The sequence below is a fragment of the Paenarthrobacter sp. TRD_SC_7 genome, assembly GCF_056156245.1.
This window is the reverse complement of the sequence record NZ_CM149587.1, coordinates 2683204-2702157: the sequence shown is the minus strand read 5'-3', so window position 1 is coordinate 2702157 and position 18954 is coordinate 2683204. Positions and strand designations below refer to the sequence as shown.

The 18954-nt window shown below is 60.5% G+C and carries 17 protein-coding genes; 11 read left to right on the top strand and 6 right to left on the bottom strand.

Annotation, left to right across the window (positions count from 1 at the left end):
- Positions 1 to 4: 4 nt before the first annotated feature.
- Positions 5 to 679 (bottom strand): peptide deformylase, encoded by a 675-nt coding sequence (locus AC0J5Z_RS13185; protein ID WP_475032809.1) that lies wholly within the window; start codon positions 677 to 679, stop codon positions 5 to 7.
- Between the two features lie 53 nt (positions 680 to 732).
- Between AC0J5Z_RS13185 and AC0J5Z_RS13180 the strand changes: the two genes are divergently transcribed.
- Positions 733 to 1140, top strand: coding sequence for a nuclear transport factor 2 family protein (locus tag AC0J5Z_RS13180; protein WP_475032807.1), 408 nt, complete (start codon positions 733 to 735; stop codon positions 1138 to 1140).
- On the opposite strand, the gene AC0J5Z_RS13175 is transcribed toward AC0J5Z_RS13180, so the two are convergent.
- From AC0J5Z_RS13175 to AC0J5Z_RS13165, 3 genes are read right to left on the bottom strand one after another with little or no spacing between them, the layout of a single operon-like run.
- The gene (locus tag AC0J5Z_RS13175; RefSeq protein ID WP_475032805.1) at positions 1141 to 2271 is read right to left on the bottom strand and encodes an FAD-dependent oxidoreductase; all 1131 of its coding nucleotides are present in this window, start codon (positions 2269 to 2271) and stop codon (positions 1141 to 1143) included.
- Complete coding sequence (locus AC0J5Z_RS13170) at positions 2264 to 3001, bottom strand: class I SAM-dependent methyltransferase (protein ID WP_475032803.1); 738 nt, start codon at positions 2999 to 3001, stop codon at positions 2264 to 2266. Before AC0J5Z_RS13170 ends, AC0J5Z_RS13175 begins: the two co-directional genes overlap by 8 nt.
- A complete protein-coding gene (locus AC0J5Z_RS13165; protein ID WP_475032801.1) occupies positions 2998 to 4134 on the bottom strand; it encodes a type III polyketide synthase in 1137 nt (378 codons plus the stop codon). Before AC0J5Z_RS13165 ends, AC0J5Z_RS13170 begins: the two co-directional genes overlap by 4 nt.
- Before the next feature lie 131 nt (positions 4135 to 4265).
- On the opposite strand from AC0J5Z_RS13165, the gene AC0J5Z_RS13160 reads away from it, so the two are divergent.
- The 10 genes from AC0J5Z_RS13160 to AC0J5Z_RS13115 all read left to right on the top strand — a co-directional run bounded on the left by AC0J5Z_RS13160 (position 4266) and on the right by AC0J5Z_RS13115 (position 17758).
- On the top strand, positions 4266 to 6659 hold the full coding sequence (locus tag AC0J5Z_RS13160; RefSeq protein ID WP_475032799.1) for an ATP-binding cassette domain-containing protein: 2394 nt from the start codon (positions 4266 to 4268) through the stop codon (positions 6657 to 6659).
- A gap of 635 nt (positions 6660 to 7294) precedes the next feature.
- Positions 7295 to 8176: a TetR family transcriptional regulator C-terminal domain-containing protein gene (locus tag AC0J5Z_RS13155; protein WP_475032797.1), complete on the top strand. Its 882-nt coding sequence runs from the start codon at positions 7295 to 7297 to the stop codon at positions 8174 to 8176.
- Positions 8173 to 9060 (top strand): beta-keto acid cleavage family enzyme, encoded by an 888-nt coding sequence (locus AC0J5Z_RS13150; protein WP_475032795.1) that lies wholly within the window; start codon positions 8173 to 8175, stop codon positions 9058 to 9060. Before AC0J5Z_RS13155 ends, AC0J5Z_RS13150 begins: the two co-directional genes overlap by 4 nt.
- A gap of 3 nt (positions 9061 to 9063) precedes the next feature.
- Positions 9064 to 10035, top strand: coding sequence for a 3-hydroxyacyl-CoA dehydrogenase NAD-binding domain-containing protein (locus AC0J5Z_RS13145; protein ID WP_475032793.1), 972 nt, complete (start codon positions 9064 to 9066; stop codon positions 10033 to 10035).
- A gap of 74 nt (positions 10036 to 10109) precedes the next feature.
- Positions 10110 to 10502, top strand: coding sequence for a thioesterase family protein (locus tag AC0J5Z_RS13140; protein ID WP_475032791.1), 393 nt, complete (start codon positions 10110 to 10112; stop codon positions 10500 to 10502).
- Positions 10503 to 10678: 176 nt separating this feature from the next.
- Positions 10679 to 12133 (top strand): ABC transporter substrate-binding protein, encoded by a 1455-nt coding sequence (locus AC0J5Z_RS13135; RefSeq protein WP_475032789.1) that lies wholly within the window; start codon positions 10679 to 10681, stop codon positions 12131 to 12133.
- On the top strand, positions 12130 to 13086 hold the full coding sequence (locus tag AC0J5Z_RS13130) for an ABC transporter permease (protein ID WP_475032787.1): 957 nt from the start codon (positions 12130 to 12132) through the stop codon (positions 13084 to 13086). The genes AC0J5Z_RS13135 and AC0J5Z_RS13130 overlap by 4 nt, the downstream gene beginning before the upstream one ends.
- On the top strand, positions 13083 to 13970 hold the full coding sequence (locus AC0J5Z_RS13125; RefSeq protein ID WP_475032785.1) for an ABC transporter permease: 888 nt from the start codon (positions 13083 to 13085) through the stop codon (positions 13968 to 13970). Before AC0J5Z_RS13130 ends, AC0J5Z_RS13125 begins: the two co-directional genes overlap by 4 nt.
- A complete protein-coding gene (locus tag AC0J5Z_RS13120) occupies positions 13967 to 15655 on the top strand; it encodes a dipeptide ABC transporter ATP-binding protein (protein WP_475032783.1) in 1689 nt (562 codons plus the stop codon). The genes AC0J5Z_RS13125 and AC0J5Z_RS13120 overlap by 4 nt, the downstream gene beginning before the upstream one ends.
- A gap of 69 nt (positions 15656 to 15724) precedes the next feature.
- Positions 15725 to 17758, top strand: coding sequence for an acetoacetate--CoA ligase (locus AC0J5Z_RS13115; RefSeq protein WP_475032781.1), 2034 nt, complete (start codon positions 15725 to 15727; stop codon positions 17756 to 17758).
- Positions 17759 to 17896: 138 nt separating this feature from the next.
- On the opposite strand, the gene AC0J5Z_RS13110 is transcribed toward AC0J5Z_RS13115, so the two are convergent.
- Entirely contained in the window at positions 17897 to 18325 is a 429-nt protein-coding gene (locus AC0J5Z_RS13110) for a VOC family protein (protein WP_475032779.1), read from the bottom strand.
- 88 nt (positions 18326 to 18413) lie between these two features.
- A complete protein-coding gene (locus AC0J5Z_RS13105; RefSeq protein ID WP_475032777.1) occupies positions 18414 to 18869 on the bottom strand; it encodes a VOC family protein in 456 nt (151 codons plus the stop codon).
- Positions 18870 to 18954 lie beyond the last annotated feature (85 nt).

Here is an 18954-nt window from a genome sequence, read left to right as displayed (position 1 = left end):
GTTCTCAGTGAAGGAAGCCGAGAGTGCGGCGCGCTTCGTCAATGTCCGGAGCGGCCCACCGGACGGAGTGCTCGGCGTTGCTGGACAAGGAACGTAGTTCTGCCCGGTCCAGATACAGCGTGCCGTGGAGATGATCCGTTTCGTGCTGCACGATGCGGGCCTGCCACCCCGAAAACCACTCTTCAGTGGGCTCTCCGGCGGCAGTGGCATATCGCAATTCCACGTTTCGATACCGGGTCACCACGGCCTGATACCCGCTGACGGAGAGGCATCCTTCATAAAAAGAGGCAGTCTCTGTTCCCAGCGGACGGTACGTCGGATTGATGATGGCGAAGAATTCCATCGGTTCCCGGTGCCGCACAGCAGCCGACGTCGGGTCGACTTCATACTTGTCCTCAAGGACAGCAACTTGTAGTGGGATGCCCAGCTGAGGAGCGGCAAGTCCGACGCCCGGGGCGTCGTGCATAACATCCCTCATTCGCTCTATGAAAGCCGCCAACTCAGCATCGTCAATCTGGCCGTCGTACGGGGCCGCCAGCTGACGCAACACGGGGTGCCCGGCCTGCACAATGGGCGGGAGCCCTTCCGCATCAAGCAACCGACGGACAGCGTCACGTATCTGGGTTGGGTTGTAGTCCGTGGCAGGGCTCGTGGCCTCAGGATGAGGTTGGTGCGTCATACAGTGAGCCTAACGCGATGAGGGCTTTCCCGAGTGTGGGCTAGGCTCAACGAATGATCGACTCCACCCCATTGGATTGTGTACTCGGGTTTGTCCGAACAGTTGAAGCCGGCGGCGGAGCTGCTGAACTTCGGCCCTTTCTGGCTGACGATTTCAGGCTCACAGAGTGGCCGCATGCCTTGTCCAAAACGGGCTCCACGCGGAACCTGGCCGAGACCCTGGCCGGCGCCGACCATAGCAAGGACATTGTTTCCGATCAGCGCTTCGAAGTGGTTCGCACAACAAGCCAGGACAATCGCGTGGTGCTTGAGATGAACTGGTCGGCCACTCTCCTTCTTGACCTTCCGCACTGGGACAGCGGCGATACCATCCGAGCCAGGAGCACTGCTGTTTTCGAGCTTCGGGACGGACTGATCATCAGTCAGGACACGTACGACTGCTACTACACGACGCCGGAATAGCTAACGCATGGTGAAGCGTCGTTCGACCAGTCCAGCGACAACCGGAAATTCCAATGCGCCTGCAAAAAGAGTGTTCCTGACCGCAAGGACCCTCGGCGGCAGCGGCCTGCCCAGTGCCATATTCAATCCGGCTTGCCGGGAGGCGCGCAACGCTGCCCGGCGTCGGGACCTCTCAAAATCCTCAAGCCACCTGCCGACGTTTGCGCCTCCAAGGGAGGCCTGGACGATGGGTGCGAGGGCTGCGGCATCCAGCCAGCCCAGATTCATGCCCTGTCCGCCGATGGGGCTGATTTCATGGGCGGCGTCACCGAGTAAAACCACTCTGCCGTAAACCAAGCGCTGAGCAAGCCGGGACCGTACTTCAAAGGCACTCAGCATCGTGTTGCTGGCTGTATCCAGTACCTCACCGGTCCTGGCCCTGACCAAATTCGCCAGCCCTGCCGCCGTCGGACCTCTGTCCGGTGCCCCCAGCCTTACGACCCATCTGCGGACCCCTCCCGGCAGGGGAAAGGACTCCACGATTCCGTCGGGCTCCAAGTACAGCACGGCGTCGGGCCCGTGCCCGGTGGTGTCCTTGAAATCGCCCATGATGTAAGAGTCCGGGTAGCCTCGCGTTGGCAACCCCGGCAGGATGCGCTGGCGGGTCCTTGAGTGGGCGCCGTCAGCGACCAACACCAGTCGGGCCGTCACTTCCAGGTTCCCGGAAGGTGAGTCAGCGCGGACGCGCAGGGTTCCGCCGTCGTCGTCCATTTCCTGAACGTCAGCACCACGGACTAATGCCTTGGAGTCCAATCGTGTCACCGCGTTCTCTAGGACTTTCTCCGTGATTGTCTGCGGTACTGACAGGATGTAGGGAAAAGCAGCGTCGCCGTCGAACGCCAACTCAGCAACCCGTCGTCCCTGGCTGTACGCCACGCCTCGGTGGATATGGACTCCGGCGGAAATCAGTTCGTTGGCAACTCCGGCGCGTGCCAACTCAGCCAATGCCGGGGGGTGGATTCCGATGGCCCGCGATCGGCTGCTTCTTCTGGCCCGGCGCTCCAAGATCCGGACGTGATGCCCCCGCTGAAGCAACAGCACCCCCATGAACAGGCCAACGGGACCGGCACCCACGATCACAACGTCAGGCACGCTCCTCCTCACCGTGTTCGGAAGAAGCCTCGGGAAGCTCATGGGTGAGCAGGTTATGCCAGGGGCCGTTTCGTTCAACAGTCCATGAGGCCGGAACAACGGCTTTCAGTTCCGCCGCGGTGTAACTGCGCCTGATGGACGTCAATCCATCCCCACAGATGTACGAGCCCACGCCCAAGGGCCAAAAGCCTGTGAGGAACAACAGGTACGCGATATTGCTGCGATTGAGGTCGTTATGGAGGCAAAGTCTCCGGCTCAGTGACTGGGAATCATCTAGAACGTCTGCGAGTTGCCCGGGATCGAGGTGGTGAAGGATGTGATTGGAGATGACGACATCGAATCTTCGGCGTTCCGCGACCAGCTCGGAGCTGTGGGCTTGCCGGTACGAAACACCTTCCACGTGTGGCGCTTTCGCTGCAAAGGCGTGAGCCCTTTCGTCAGGGTCGATCGCTGTAACGGTCAGGTTGAAACCATCTTGCTGTGCCCAACGCACAAGGCACCGGGCTACATCCCCGCTGCCACTTCCGATGTCCAGCAACGACGCCTCGCCCCTTTCAGCCAGCACCGGCCGGATACGTCGCCGATAGGTCCCGTGCCATCCGGAAAGGAGCCTGTTGACCACCGGAAATCTGGCGTAGGTCTTGTTAAGGCGTTCAGGATCGCAGTCGGCCCTGTCCATCTCCTCTACGGCGTGCAAATCCCTCTCTTGAAGGGATCCCCACGGACTCACCGCTCGGGGGAGACCAAGGTGAAGAGGCCCGTCTCCACCGTCAGTCCCGGGCCAAACGCCATGGAACAGATCCGTTCCTCGCGTTCAGTCGCAGCCTGCCCCAGCATGTACTTGAGGACGAACAGCACCGTTGCGCTGCTCATATTGCCGTATTCCCTCAGTGTCTCGCGGGCCGGCACCAACTGCTTCTGCGTGAGTTCCAGCTTGGACTCCACCTTGTCCAGGATGCTGCGGCCGCCGGGATGGATGGCCCAGTGGGTAATGTCCCGGTAGGGGACGCCTGCCAGGGAAGGCTCTTTGGCCAGCAGGGGCGCCAAGGCACCAGTGATGTGTTCCTCAATAATGTGGGGGACGTACGATCCCAGCACCATTTCGAATCCTTCGTCGCCAATGTTCCAGGCCATGGCTTCCTCGCCCACTGGCGTCAGGACAGTCTCGAAGTGATCCAGCCGGATGGACGGTTCCGGTCCCTGCGGTTCCCGGGCCGTTACGACGGCGGCCGCCGCACCGTCACCGAAAATCGCTGACCCCATGATCGTGTCGGGGTCGTTCGATGTTCTGACGTGAAGCGAGCAGAGCTCAACACAGATCACCAACACGACAGCCTCGGGATCAGCAACGCAGAACTGCTTCGCGGCTTTCAGTGCAGGGAAGGCCGCATAGCAGCCCATGAATCCGAGGTGGTAGCGCTGCACGGCCGGGTTGAGTCCTAAAGCCCTGACCACCTTGTAATCGGGACCAGGATTGAAGAACCCCGTGCAGGAAACGGTGATGACGTGCGTGATGTCGTCCAAGTCTATGCCGGGTGCCTGCGCCACTGCGGCTTTGCCTGATTCCACGAAGAGTTTGGTGGCTTCCGTAGCGAAGATTTCGTTTCGTACCTTGGTGCTGGGGCTAAGAACCTGGTTGGTTTGGGGGTCGAAGAACCGTGGATTTTCGGGATGGGCGTCGAGGCTGAGCTCCGCAACAGCGGTATAGCGGGTGTCAATGGCTGCTGAGTCGAAACAGGTTGTCACAAGTCGGGTTCCCAGCCGCGTCAGGCCTGGCTGGGATGCGAAGACATCACGGGCTTGCTGCTGGACGAGGATGGTTTGCGGAACTGCGGTTTCAAGTGACCTCATGTATACCGGCATGCTTCATTCTTAGCGAGTAAACCGAGGAAGACAATGGCAGAATCAAACGTACTGGCCGGGGCTGGTCAGTGTGAGCCAGGCGACGCCGACGGGGGACTGTTGGGCAGCGCCGCCTAACAGATGGAGAAATCATGACTATTGCCACGAGCACGGACACGCAATCTCCCGGGTCCCATGTTGCGGACACGCACGATTTGATCCGGGTCCAGGGCGCACGTGAAAACAACCTGAAAGACATCAGCATCGAGATCCCGAAGCGCCGGCTCACGGTCTTCACAGGCGTCTCCGGCTCCGGGAAGAGTTCACTGGTCTTCGCAACCATCGCCGCAGAGTCGCAGCGCATGATCAACGAAACCTATAGTGCCTTTGTGCAGGGCTTCATGCCGTCACTGGCCCGCCCCGACGTCGACGTGCTCGAAGGGTTGACGACGGCGATCATCGTGGACCAGGAGCGGATGGGCTCCAACCCGCGTTCAACCGTGGGTACCGCCACAGACGCCAATGCCATGCTGCGGATCCTTTTCAGCCGTCTTGGCCATCCCCACATCGGTTCCCCCAACGCCTACTCTTTCAACGTGCCTACTGTGAAGGCCAGCGGCGCAATCACTGTGGAACGCGGCGAAGGCAAAACCAAGACCGAGAAAGCCACCTTCAATCGGCTGGGAGGCATGTGTTCCCGTTGTGAGGGCATGGGCTCGGTCAACGACTTCGATCTCACAGCACTCTACGACGACACCAAATCCCTGAGCGAAGGTGCCTTGACCATTCCCGGCTACACGATGGACGGCTGGTATGGACGTATTTTTAGCGGATCCGGTTTCTTCAATATGGACAAGCCCATCTCCAAGTTCACAAAGAAGGAACTCCACGATCTCCTCTACCGGGAGCCGACCAAGATCAAAGTAGAGGGAATTAACCTCACTTATGAGGGCGTGATCCCCAAGATCCAGAAGTCAATGCTCAGCAAGGACGTAGACGCCTTGCAGCCACATATCCGCGCGTTTGTAGAGCGGGCGATCACGTTCACCACCTGTCCCGAATGCGATGGCACCAGGCTTAGCCCCGAGGCGAGGTCCTCCAAAATCAAGGGCAAGAGCATCGCGGATGTCTGCACCATGCAGATCAGCGACCTCGCCGACTGGATCCGCGACCTCGATGAGCCCTCTGTTGCTCCGCTCCTGAAGGGACTCCAGCACCTCATGGATTCCTTCGCCGACATCGGTTTGGGCTACCTCTCCCTTGACCGTCCTGCCGGTACGTTGTCCGGGGGAGAGGCGCAGCGGACCAAGATGATCCGCCATCTCGGGTCATCCCTCACGGACATCACCTACGTCTTTGACGAACCCACCATCGGGCTGCACCCGCATGACATCGAGCGCATGAACCAGCTCTTGCTGCAACTGCGGGACAAGGGCAATACCGTCCTCGTGGTGGAGCACAAACCCGAAACGATCGCCATCGCTGACCACGTGGTTGACCTCGGCCCCGGCGCTGGCACCGGAGGTGGCTCCGTCTGCTTCGAGGGAGACCTGGAGGGGTTGCGGGGGAGCGATACCATCACTGGACGGCACCTGGACGACCGCGCTTCCATCAAGCCCGGCGTGCGTTCCGCTTCCGGCATCATGGAGGTGCGAGGAGCATCAACAAACAACCTCAAGAACGTCGACGTCGACATCCCCCTCGGCGTTCTGTGCGTCCTCACCGGTGTGGCTGGCTCCGGCAAAAGTTCACTGATCCACGGCTCAGTAGCCAAGCGCGAGGGCGTCCTGGTGATCGACCAAGGTGCCATCCGGGGATCCCGCCGGAGCAACCCTGCCACCTACACCGGCCTGCTGGAACCCATCCGCAAGGCGTTTGCCAAGGCCAACGGTGTTAAGCCGGCGCTCTTCAGCTCGAACTCCGAAGGCGCGTGCCCGACGTGCAATGGAGCGGGTGTCATTTACACGGACCTCGGAGTAATGGCCACCGTTGAGTCGCCCTGTGAAGAGTGCGAGGGAAAGCGCTTTCAGGCCTCTGTGCTGGAGTACCGACTGGGGGGCCGCAATATTGCAGAGGTGCTTGCAATGTCTGTCGATGAGGCTGAGCTCTTCTTTAGCGAGGGCGAAGCCAAGACGCCTGCGGCCCATAAGATCCTCGATCGCCTGGCTGATGTTGGACTGGGCTACCTGACGCTGGGGCAACCACTCACCACATTGTCCGGCGGTGAGCGTCAGCGGCTCAAGTTGGCGACGCAAATGTCCGAAAAGGGAGACATCTACATCCTGGACGAGCCGACAACTGGCCTGCACCTGGCCGATGTCCAAAACCTGCTGGGCATGCTGGATCGTCTTGTTGAGTCGGGCAAATCGGTCATTGTGATCGAACACCACCAAGCCGTCATGGCACATGCCGATTGGATCATCGACCTCGGACCAGGCGCCGGACACGACGGCGGCAAGATCGTCTTCGCCGGAACGCCCGCTGAACTTGTGGCAGATAGTTCGACGCTGACAGGTAAGCATTTGGCTGCGTACGTGGCGAAGTAGCGTGTGGTTGTGGTCGCTTCGAAGACGTTTGAAGCGACCACAACAGCCGGATCCCGGATCTTCCATATAACGCCGATAATCTACATTATGTAAAGTAGTAGTTTGCGTATTGCATTATCTGAACCAAACGCCCCATCCCCGGGTCCGCGAGAGAATTCTCCGGCTTCCTTGAGATTCCGCGGATTTTGCGGCCTTACCTGCCGGGGCGCTCCTGACGGCTGCAAATGCCGACTACCTGCGGTTCCGTGCATGCAACCGGCAGCGCTCCAGGTTGCTCCAGTTCGACACGACCGCGATGCGCCCGCATCATCACGATGAGCACTGACTCGCCCGCAGGACTGACGCAGTGATTATCGCTTCTGATGATGCATGAACACCCCTCCCCCACGTTCCGCACCATTCGGTCCAATAGGCCGACCCCGGCCGTGCGATGTCACCATCAGCGCTTGGCCTCACGGAGCGTCCTCAATGTTCCCTTCAAAAGCAGGGAGATAGGGACCGGTAAGGTCAGCACCCCGGCTGCACGCCGAGAGCAGAAGGACTACATCACAGTGCCCTACGTCACAATATCGCAAACTTCGCTGAGTTTTAATTAAACTCTTGCCATAATCGCAAGTCGTCCCTATGGTCGAACCATGGCAACATCCACCACCCCAGAAAATGCCCAACTGGCCGAACGCGCCCGACTCTCCATCCAGAATTCGGGCTTGGTCCAGAGGGAAGTTGCGCGGCATATCGGTCTTGATGAAACGAAGCTTTCCAAGTCCCTGGCCGGCACGCGGCGTTTCCGTCCGGCAGAGCTGACAGATCTGGCGGACGTCACCGGTGTCACCGTGAACTGGCTGATGTCGGGTTCTGATCAGACCCGGGGTGTTTCCGTACCTCCGCCCGCAGTGATCCTGCCGACGCGGCATGCGGAAAACAGCGACCAGGCCCAAAAGAGGCGGGCGATCATCGAATCTGCGTGGTGGCTGTTGGCGAGGCGCGGATACTCGTCGGTCCGTATCGCTGACATCGCGGCTGCCTGCGGTGTGAGTACTGCAAGCGTGCATTACTACTTCTCCACAAAACGCGAGATTTTCGCCGAGGTTCTGCGCTACTCGGTGAAGCTGGCATTTGACCGCCAGATCGCAGAGCTCCATTCCATAACGGAGCCCGTAAGCCGCCTCAAGCGGCTTATCGAGCTTCAGCTACCCGCCGGAGACAGGGGCCGGGCCGAGTGGTCCATCTGGCTGCAGACCTGGTCCTACGTCGCGGTGGACGAGTCCGGCAAGGAAAACCACGCCCAAGGTTACCGTCGCTGGATCCAGACCGTGGAGGACGCAATCGTTTTCGGCCAGCAGGCCGAAGTGTTCGTCGAAGTCCCATCCGCCGATCTCGCAATTGAACTTACCGGGCTCGTGGATGGCCTCGGCATCAAAGTCCTGACCGGCATGCTGACTTCTGATCAGATGCATCGCCACATCGAAAACTTCATCAACCGCAATATCGTCAAAGCCAAAGGGAGTACCCAATGAATCGCAAGGTTATTGTCACCTGTGCGCTGACCGGCGCAGGTGACACCACCAGCAGGAGCGAACACGTTCCCATCACACCCGAGGAAATCGCACAGGACGCCATCGAAGCCGCCCGTGCCGGAGCTTCGATTGTCCACATCCATGTCAGGGACACCGAGACCGGACAAGGCTCACGGGACGTGGCCCTTTACCGCGAAGTCGTCCGTTTGGTGCGGGACAGCGATGTTGATCCCGTCATTAACCTCACCGCCGGAATGGGCGGAGACCTGTTCCTGGACCCTGGCGAGCCTACCAAGCAGCTGCCTGGGACGGATCTGGTCAGTGGCCTGGAACGGCTGGCCCACGTCGAGGAGCTGAGGCCCGAGATTTGCACCATCGACTGCGGTTCCCTGAACTTCGGTGAGGGCAGCCAGCTCTACATCAGCACCCCTGACATGCTGCGCGAGGGCGCAACACGCATCAAGGAACTCGGCGTGAAGCCGGAGATGGAAATCTTCGATACGGGCAACCTTTGGTTCGCCAACATAATGGTCGAAGAAGGCCTCGTCGCCCCTCCACCGCTGTACCAGCTTTGCATGGGGATCCCTTACGGCGCCCCCGTGAATGCCGGCCTGCTCCAAGCGATGGTGCATATGCTCCCCCACGGCGCACAATGGACCTCCTTCGCCATCGGCCGGGACCAGCTGCCCTGGGTGGCCCAATCCGTGCTACTGGGAGGCCACGTGCGGGTAGGACTGGAGGACAACCTCTACCTCAGCAAGGGCGTCAAAGCCACCAACGCACAACTGACGGAGCGCGCAATCCAAATCATCAACAGCCTTGGTTCGTCCGTCGCAACACCGGACGAAGCGCGCGAAATACTCCATCTCGAGAAGAAGGCATGACCCATGTCCACCGTTGATTTCACTCCCCTGACCATAAACGACATCGACACCGTCGCCTGCGTAGGTATCGGTACCATCGGCGGCGGTTGGGCAGCCTACTTCCTGGCCCAGGGCTACCGCGTCAAGGCGTGGGATCCTTCCCCCGATGCCGAATCGAAACTGCGCCGCCTCATCGATGCGGCGTGGCCCGCACTGACGAAGCTGGGGCTGGCCCCGCATGCTTCGAAGGACAACTTCACCGTCCACTCCGATCTCGCCGAGGCTGTTGCCGGAGTGGGCTTTGTGCAGGAGAGCGCCCCCGAGGTCCTGGACCTGAAACGGTCGCTCCTGGCCCAGATCGATTCGGTAACGGCCCCGGACGTGGTGATCGCTTCCTCCACATCCGGCTACGGCATGACGGAGATGGCCACCGAGGCCGCAAACCCGTCCCGGCTCGTCGTCGGCCACCCCTTCAATCCGCCGTACCTTATTCCCCTCGTCGAGGTCGTCGGCGGCGAAAACAGCTCGGCGGAAGCGGTGAAATGGGCAGCTGCCTGGTACGAGCACATCGGTAAATCCGTCATCAGCATGGAGCGTGAGGTGCCCGGCTTCATCGCCAACCGCTTACAGGAAGCTCTGTGGAGGGAAGCGCTGCACATGGTGGACAACGGAGAGGCGACAGTCGAACAGATCGATCTGGCGATCACCGACGGCCCAGGCCTTCGATGGCCCATCCAAGGCCCGATGCTCACCTTCCATCTGGCCGGCGGAGAAGGCGGGATGGCCCACATGCTCGATCACTTCGGTCCGTCACTGAAGTCTCCATGGACCCGGCTAGAGGCCCCCGAACTAACACCCAAGTTGCGCGATGCGGTTATCGCCGGTTGCGATGAGGAAGTCGCCGGCAGGTCATTCCTGGAGCTCGTAGCCGAACGCGATGAAGCGATCATCGCCATCCGCAACGCCGTCGCTGCCGTGAAAGCATCACAAAGGTGACAGGCACCGGGACAAGGGTCCTACCGGCGTACGGGTGCACAGTTCTGCCTGAATGGATCGACTACAACGGTCACATGTCCGAAGCCTTCTACGTACTGGTCTTTGGCTTCGCCACCGACCAGGTCATGGATGAATTGGGAATGGACACCCTCTACCGGCAGGAAACGCGGGCGTCGCTTTACACCGTGGAAGCCCACATCCGGTACCTCTTGGAAGCATCGCTGGGCGCCGAACTGTCAGTAACAACAATCGTCGCCGACGCGGGCCCAAAGAAACTACACCTGGCCCACGAAATGCGCTCCGGTGGCCGGCTCCTCGCAACGGAGGAAATCCTGGCACTTCACGTCAACACCCACACGGGACGCAGCGAAGCGTTCCCCCAAGCAGTCAACGACAACATCACCAGAATCAGGCGCACAAGCGGAAGCCAGTCGCCTGAGTGGGTCGGACGGAAAGTGACTGCATAGGCGTTTTAGATCCTCAGAAAGAAGGATTTGTGAAACCACCATCATCACCATTGGGGCTGTCTGGGGGAACAGCCACCCAGATGAGCAGGCGTCTGCTGCTCGGCACCGGCTTGGTTTTGGGACTCGGCGGTCTTACAACCGCCTGCCGGGGCAGTCAACCCAGTGTCCTTGCCCATGTGTCAGGACCACCCCGGTCAGGGGGCCGGCTGCGGGTTGGATTGTCAGGAGGCGGCGCGGCCGACAATTTGGACGCCCATTCGCCCGTCAGCACCACTGACATTGCCCGTGTACTTAACCTCTACGAAGGCCTGCTCTACCGCGACGAAAACTACGAGCTACGCCCATTACTCGCAACCTCAGCTACTTCCTCGCCGGATGCGCTGGTCTGGACGGTAAAGCTCCGCAACGACGTCAGATTCCACGACGGCCGACCCATGACCGGTCGGGATGTTGCCGCCACCTTCAGCCGGATCACCGACCCCGGGAATCCAAAGACCGGCGCCTCATCGCTGGCCGTTCTGGACCAAGTCATGGTCTTGGATGACTTCACGGTCCAGTTCCGACTAAACACCCCCACGGCGACCTTCGATGATTCCTTGGGCCAGTATGCCCTGGGCATCGTTCCGGAAGACTACGACCCGGCCAACCCGATCGGTACCGGGCCATTCAAATACCGCTCTTTCTCACCCGGCCGCAGCAGCCTGTTTGTTCGCAACGAGAAGTACTGGCGTAGCAACGAGCCGTATCTGGATGAACTGGAAATCCTCAACTTCAACGACAATGACGCACTGATCAACGCACTGCTCTCCAGCCAGGTCGATGCCATCGGCCAGATTCCTTTGGCGTTGCTGGAGGTCATCGACGCCGACCCGCGCATCAGCATATTGAACTCTGAAACAGGGATGTGGATGCCGTTCAGCATGCGCGTCGACAAGCCGCCCTTCAATGACAACCGCGTTCGTCAGGCCTTCCGTCTGGTAGTGGACCGGGAACAGATGATCGAACAGGTTCTTGGCGGAAACGGGCGCGTGGGCAATGACCTCTATTCACCTTTTGATCCCGGCTACGCCAAGCACCTGCCACAACGGGTCCGGGATATCGGCAAGGCAAAGGCACTTCTGGCCGAAGCCGGATATCCGAACGGGCTGAGCGTTGAACTGGTTACAGCCCCCATCCAAGCCGGGGCAGTTGAAGCCGCCCAGGTGTTTGCGGAACAAGCAGCCCCAGCCGGAATCAAGGTCAATCTGCGCCGGGTCGATACCACGACATTCTTCGGGGACGGCTACCTGCAGTGGGACTTTGCCCAATCCTTCTGGTACACCCGGAACGTCCTGCCGCAGGTCAACAACAGTTCCCTACCCACATCTCCGTTCAACGAAACCCACTGGAACCACCCGGTGTTCGCCCGGCTGGTGGCCGAAGCCAACGCCACCGTCAGCGCGGAAAAACGTAACAGTCTGATCGCCCAGGCGCAGGAGATCGAATACCACGAGGGCGGGTACATCATCTGGGGCTATCCGAATCAGGCAGATGCGTACCAACAGTATGTGGCCGGACTGGTCCCCAGCCGCACCGGACTAGCGCTTTCGGGCTTTCAGTTCCGCCGCGTCTGGTTGGGAGAGGTCCAATGACACAACTAATCCTCCGCCGGCTGGCGACCAGCCTGCTGATCCTGCTGGCGGTTTCACTCCTCGTTTTCATCGCAACCCTTCTGCTGCCTGGGGATCCAGCCCAAGCCATCCTCGGGCAGCAGGCGACTCCCGAGCGGCTGGCCGCACTGCGGGAGCAGATGCACCTCAACGACCCGGCCTGGCAGCGTTACCTGGCCTGGCTGGGCGGTCTGAGCGTGGGAGACTTCGGCGTTTCCGCCGCCTCAGGGGGCCCCGTCACGGCGCTTCTTGGCGAACGCATCGGCGCATCCCTGGTGCTCCTCGTTGCCGCCGCGCTGATCAGCATCCCTTTGGGCCTTCTGCTGGGAACGTATAGTGCCCTGCGTAAAGGCCGGACAGGAGACCACATCACCACCGGTGTCAGCCTGGTCCTCGCAGCCCTTCCCGAGTTCGTGATCGGCGTCTGGCTGATCACTGTCTTCTCAACGACGATCTTCCCCATCCTTCCGTCGGTGACCATGGCCCCGCCAGGAGAAGCCGTGTGGAACTATCCAGCCCAGCTGGTCCTGCCGACAGCAACCCTCGTGCTTGTGGTCACGCCTTACATTGCCCGGATGGTGAGGGGCACCATGTTGGAAGTCCTGGACTCGGGCTTTGTGGAGATGGCCAGGCTCAAAGGCGTACCCGAACGCCAAGTCATATTGCGCCACGCGCTACCGCATGCACTTTCCCCGGTAGCCCAGGTTATCGCCATCCAGCTCGCGTGGATGGCTGGCGGGGTCGTCGTCGTTGAATTCCTTTTCCGATATCCCGGAATCGGCCAGGCCCTCGTGGACGCTGTCGCCAACAGGGACGTCCAGGTAGTGCAGACTCTTTCGATCCTGATAGCAGCCGTATACATCGTGGTCAATCTCTTGGCCGACATGGTCGGCATCCTCACCAATCCCAAACTTCGCGCGGGAGGCTCCCGATGAGCGTCATTGATTCACCTCAACTTGTCAAACGGGAAGTGGAAGCCCCGCCGGGGTTGCTGCGTCGCCTGGTCCGCCAACGCCAGGCGAGGATCGGCATTGCCCTCACCGGGACGGTCGTTTTAGTCGCGCTGTTGGGCCCGCTGCTTCTTCCTTGGGCAACCGGGTACACCAGCACCGAATTCGCCGGCCGGCCGTTCAAACCAGACGGGCTGCTGGGCACAGACAACCTGGGACGCGATGTACTCACCCGCTTCCTGGACGGCGGACTGCGCCTGCTGGTGTTTGCCGGCCTGGCGACCCTGCTGGGCATGGTCATTGGAGGCCTGTTCGGCATGCTTGCGGCCTATCGGGGCGGCTGGGTGGACAGCGCCATCATGCGCGCCAATGACATCCTGCTGGCAGTCCCCCAGCTGGTGTTCGCCCTCTTGGCCATCACAGTCCTGGGACCGCAGAACTGGGTTCTCATTACCGTGATCGGCATCACGCACGCGCCTCGTATCGCCCGGGTTACCCGTGCCGCCACAGCTGCTGTAGTAACCGAGGATTTCATCCGTGCGGCGGAAATGTATGCCGTTCCTAAATGGAAAATCCTCGTGCAGGATGTATTGCCCAATATCACCGGCCCCCTCATGGTGGAGCTGGGGCTGCGCATGACCTATTCAATCGGCGCCTTGGCCTCGCTGTCCTTTCTGGGCCTGGGCATGCAGCCGCCCACGGCCGACTGGGGGCTGATGATCAACGAGAACCGGATTGCCTTGGCCGTGCAGCCGTGGGGCGTCATTTTGCCTGTACTTGCCATTGCGGTCCTGACCGTCGGCACAAATCTGATAACCGATTCACTGGCCCGGGCCTCGGCCACCCTGAACGTGGGAGAAAGCAAATGAGCACTTCCGTCGTGGAACCTCCAACTACTACCAAACCCGTATTGAGCGCACGTGATCTCCGGATCGCCACAACCTCCGGCCACGAAATCCTGCACGGTGTATCTTTCACCCTTCAACCCGGCAAGATTCTGGCCTTGGTGGGCGAATCCGGTTCCGGCAAGACAACCGCGGGGCTGGCCTGCCTGGGGCATTTCCGCCGGGGCCTGAGACACACGGGCGGCGAAGTCCATCTCGCCGGATCGGGCCTTGGCAACATCCTGAACCTGCCGGACCCCGAGCGTCGCAAGCTCCGGGGCGGTTCAATCTCTTATGTGCCACAGGACCCTGCCCTCTCCCTGAACCCCGCAATGCCGATTGGCCGCCAGATCCAGGAAGTCCTGCAAGTCCATCGCTACGGGAAATCCGAGGAAGAGCGGCGTGCGCGCACCACAGAAGTGCTGGCCGAAGTCGGCCTGGAAAACACCCAGTCTTACCAGCGCCGGTATCCCCATCAGCTTTCAGGCGGGCAGCAGCAGCGGGTGGGTATCGCCATGGCTTTTGCCTGCAGACCAGCCGTCCTGGTGCTCGATGAACCAACCACAGGCCTGGATGTCACGACACAGTCACTGGTGCTGCAAACCATCGCCGAGCTAGCCTCACGCCATGGTGTGGCAGGCCTCTACATCACCCACGACTTAGCGGTCGTGGCGAAAATCGCCGACGAAGTCGTCGTCATGCTCTCCGGCGAGGTGGTTGAAAAAGGTCCTACTGCGCAGGTGCTTTATCAGCCCCAGCACGAATACACGGAAAAGCTGCTCAGCGCCGTACCCGATCTCGCAGGCAGGCGACAAGTAGGCCGGGTCGCGGCCATCACCAAGGAACATCCAGTCCTGACGCCGGAAACCAGCCCGGTAACGGCGAGTCGGCACCCGCACACTGCGCCTTCAGATGACAAAGTCAGCCTGTTGAAGGTCACCGGACTGAAACTGGCCTACGGGAGCACCCAAGTGCTGGGCGGCATCGATTTTACTCTGGCCAGAGGCGAGTCCATGATGCTCCTCGGCGAGTCAGGCTCGGGCAAAACCACTCTCTCCCGCTGTATAGCCGGACTCAACGACGACTATACCGGCGTCGTCCGCTTCGACGGACGAGATCTCGCACCCGGCACCCGTGCGCGGACGGCAGAACAACGCCAACAGGTCCAATACGTGTTTCAGAGCCCGTTCTCGTCATTGAACCCCCGCCGAACAGTCTGTGAATCTGTCGAAGTCCCACTGCAGATGTCGGGCAAGCTGAGCCGGAAGCAGCGACGGATACTGGTCCGTGAAGCACTCGACCAAGTACGCCTGGGCGAAGCCTACCTCGACCGCCGACCAGGAGACCTAAGCGGAGGCCAACGCCAGCGCGTAGCCATTGCCCGGGCACTCGTCAACGCGCCTTCGCTGCTGATTTGCGATGAAATCACGTCCGCCCTCGACGTTTCCGTCCAGGCCTCCATCATCGATTTGCTGCGCACCCTCCAAGCCGAAACCGGCATGTCCATGCTGTTTGTCACGCACAATATCTGTCTCGCCCGCCACATTTCCCAGCGGATGGCGGTTCTGCAACAGGGGCGGATTGTCGATTGCGGTAGCACTGACGAAGTACTGCACCAACCCCGGCACGAGTACACCAAGGAACTACTGGCCAACGTCCCGACACTCTAGTTGAGCGACCTAATTTCTTCGATCAGCAAAGGCATTTAGGCAACACCTGACATCAAAGGACGCTTCTCCATGAGCACCACGCAAACAAACCGATTACGGGACCCATTGGGACCGGGCGAGCAATCCTCCTCGTGGCTACCGTCACCTGGGCGCACGCGGGAGGCCAACGTCGAGGTCTTCCGTCGATGGCTGGCCATCAGGGGCAAGAAGTTCGACGACTATGCCTCCATGCAACGCTGGTCAGCAAGCGAAATCAGCGAGTTCTGGGGAGATCTGTGGTCCTTTTTCGACATCGCGACCTATTCCCCGTACGAAAGAACCCTGGTTGATGAGACGATGCCGGGAGCCCAATGGTTCCCCGGGGCAACACTGAATTATGTCGATCACGTATTCCGGCACACGACGGCGGATCAAGCCGCCGTCATCGAAGAGTGTGAGCCAGGCGGTGCCGGCCGCCACACACTGTCATGGGAAGAACTGGAAAGGCAGGTCGCCGCCGTCGCGGGCACGCTGCGCCGGAACGGGGTCGGTGCAGGAGACCGGGTTATCGGGTACATGCCCAACATCACCGAAACCGTCGTCTCGTTCCTGGCAGTGGCCAGTCTGGGGGCCGTGTGGGCATCGTGCGGACAGGACTACACAGCACCTGCGGCTCTTGACCGCCTGGACCAACTCGAGCCTAAAGTACTCATCGCGACCGACGGATACCGATATGGCGGCAAATCCCATGACCGGCGGGAGGCCATCGCCTATCTTCAGGCCAACATGACATCACTGGAGGCCACGATCATCGTCCCGCGGCTGGGGCTGCCCTCGAACCTACTTGACTCCGTTATCGGATGGGCAGAGGCCAGTGCAGGTACCAGGCCGCTGCAAACCGAACCGGTGCCTTTCGGCCATCCGCTATGGATACTCTTCTCCTCCGGCACGACCGGCCGGCCCAAGGCTATCGTTCACTCACACGGCGGCGTCTTGCTCGAGCATCTGAAGTCCATGTCCTTCCACCTCGACCTGACCCCTGGCGATGTGTACTTCTGGTACACCTCACCGAGCTGGATGATGTGGAATTTCCAGGTGGCTGGCCTGCTGGTAGGTGCAACGATCCTCTGCTACGACGGCAGCCCGACCTACCCAGACACCGGTGCCATCTGGCGGATATCCGAAACCAACGGCGTCACCCTGCTAGGAACCAGCCCTGGATACTTGCAGGCCTGCGAAAAAGACAGCCTATCCCCTGCCCTGACCTACAACCTCTCCGCGTTAAGGACGCTAGGGGTCACGGGTTCCATTCTGCCCGCGGCTTCCAACGCCTGGGTCGCCAATCACGTCGGATCCCATATTCATGTCGCATCCATGACGGGAGGAACCGACGTCGTGACTGCGTTCGCTACGTCCGTTCCGACGGTCCCTGTCCTTGCAGGGGAAATCTCAGCAATCGCCCTGGGCGTGGCCCTCGAAGCCTGGGACAAGGACGGCAAACCCGTCATCGGCGCCGCAGGCGAGCTGGTCCTCACCAAACCCATGCCATCCATGCCACTCTATTTCTGGGACGATCCCGGTGGCGCGCGGTACCGCCATGCCTACTTCGACAACTTTCCAAACGTATGGCAGCACGGTGACTCGGTAACGGTCAGCGCACGTGGCACCGTCACTGTCCACGGACGCTCCGACGCCACACTTAACCGGAACGGTATCCGGATGGGTAGCGCTGACATTTACCAGGCAGTCGAGAACCTATCGCAGATACGGGAATCCCTGGTTATCGGAGTCGAATACACCGACGGAACGTACTGGATGCCGCTGTTCGTCGCTCTCACTCCGGGCACCACGCTGGACGACGAGCTGATCGGCAAGATCCACGAGGTGATCCGCCAGGAAGCATCGCCACGGCACATACCTGATGAAATCATCGCTGCACCAGCAATTCCTTACACCCGGACCGGCAAGAAGCTGGAGATCCCCATCAAGAGAATGTTCCAAGGTCCGGATCCAGACACAATGTTCGACCCCCAAAGCACAGATGATGCCAGAGTTCTACAGTGGTACCTCGACTTGGCCCATAGGCGTGCAACCCAACAGAATCACACGGTGAAATGGAGATGAAAACTGCCACCACCGGCACATTGCCGCTGAGGACCTGGCTGCGCGGGCTACAACGTGCTTGGGCCTGTCCGGTAATCCGGACAGGCATCCCTGTTGCAGTCCTTGGGCCGCCGGACTTCGGGCTGGCCATGAGCAGTGTTACTGAACCTGCTGTTCTCCGGCGATGTTGACCAGCCACCCGATCCCGAACCTGTCCACGCACATTCCGAAGATGTCACCCCACGGGGCCATCTCGAGCGGCACCGTGACCGTACCGCCGTCGGTCAGCTTGTCCCAGTAGCCGCGGAGCTCCGCTTCATCCGCTGAGTCGCCGCTCAGGGAAACGGAAATGTTGTCACCGGGGTTGTATTCCATGCCGTTTGGGGTATCAGCAGCCATCAACGTCAGTCCGCTTGGAGTTTCCAGCATGGCGTGCATGACCTTGCCGGCTTCGGCCGGGTCTTCGCTCGCTTGATAGTCACCGAAAGTGCTGATGTTCAGTTCACCGCCAAAGACGGATTCGTAGAAAGTGATTGCATCCCGGGCGTTGTCCCGGAATGAGATGTACGGGTTGAGGCGGGTTGTCATTGGTCAGTTCTCCTCATTGTTGTGATGGTTGTGCACGCGAACCGTGCGGCAATGCTAACGCGCCCCCAGGCGCCTTTCCCCCACGGTTTCAGTCGCCGTCGTACGCCCTTTGCAGAACATTGATGTCGAGTTTCCGCATCTTCAACATGGCCTCCATGGCACGCTGCGAACCTGCCCGATCGGGACCGCCCAACAGTCCGGACATGGCTGTCGGAACGATCTGCCACGACAAGCCAAACCTGTCCTTAAGCCACCCGCACTGGCTTTCCTGTCCCCCGACCAGGAGGGCGTCCCAGTACCGGTCCACCTCCTCTTGGGTGTCGCAGTTCACTACCAAGGAAATAGCCTCGTTGAACGTGAAGGCCGGTCCCCCATTGAGGCCCATGAACTGCCTGCCCTCGATCTGGAACTCAACAGCCAAGGCCTTTCCATCGGGCCCGGGCGTGGATTGCCCCATGGATGAATCATCGAATGTCGCTGTGTAAAACTCGGCGGCTTCGGCCGCTTGCCCGTCGAACCATAAACAGGTGGAAATCTTCTGCATCTGCCGCTCCTCCAGGACCGCTGGGAACTGCTTGTCCCCCGTCAGAGGCTAGTACCGTGAGATCGCCCACACAACGCCCGACGGC